At 63.4% G+C, this 702-nt stretch carries 1 protein-coding gene; it reads left to right on the top strand.

What is annotated here, in order from left to right; all coding sequences use genetic code 11:
- Nucleotides 1–58: 58 nt before the first annotated feature.
- On the top strand, nucleotides 59–702 hold a 644-nt coding region (locus C7G61_RS42995), incomplete at its 3' end, for a helix-turn-helix domain-containing protein (RefSeq protein WP_190242287.1).

Genomic DNA, 702 nt, shown 5'->3' with positions numbered 1-702 from the left:
TGTCAAGAGCATCGGTTTCGGTGAACGCTCCTGCTTTGCCCTCAACATGGAGGGTACGATGCAGCTCGCATCGTCAGGAGGCCGGCGGCTGAGACATGCCGCTCTGGCCGCAAGGAAGCTTGCGCTCGACACCGGGCGCACAGTGACACGTAAGGAATTATCTGCCGCAGCCCGGGACGCCGGCAAGGCACTCGACCTGAGACCCGCGCAACGGGTAGTCCTCTCCGAGCTCGTGGCCTGCTGGGGCGAGCAGGAATGGGAGCGGCTGCTGGTGTGGCCATCCAACGACTACCTGATGAGCCGCACGGGCCTGACCGAGCGGGCGATCCGGCGCATCCTGCGCCAGCTGATTGATCTGCAGCTGATCACCCCCAAGGACTCGCCCAACGGCAAACGCTATGCCGTCAAGGACTTGTCTGGGCAGGTGGTCGATGCCTTTGGTCTTGATTTGACCCCGATCTACGTCAGAAGAGGGGACTGGGCCGTGATGCTCATGGAGCAGAAGCAGCTGCGGGAGGTCCGGAAGCGTGAATTCGACGAGGTGACCATCTGCCGGCGAGCGAGCGAGGAGGCTCTGGCGTCCCTTGCGGAGCATTATCCGGAGGTCGATCGCACCGACCTCGAGGAGCAGTATCGCAATCTGATGGCAGAGACGCCGCGGAGGTCCTCGGGGGCGATCCCAGCAGGGGTTCTAAACGCGTG

Origin of the sequence: Bradyrhizobium algeriense (genome assembly GCF_003062295.1) — a bacterium.
GTDB classification, from domain to species: Bacteria; Pseudomonadota; Alphaproteobacteria; order Rhizobiales; family Xanthobacteraceae; genus Bradyrhizobium; species Bradyrhizobium algeriense.
Note: the sequence above shows the minus strand (reverse complement) of the source record. Positions and strands in the feature narration are given on the sequence as shown.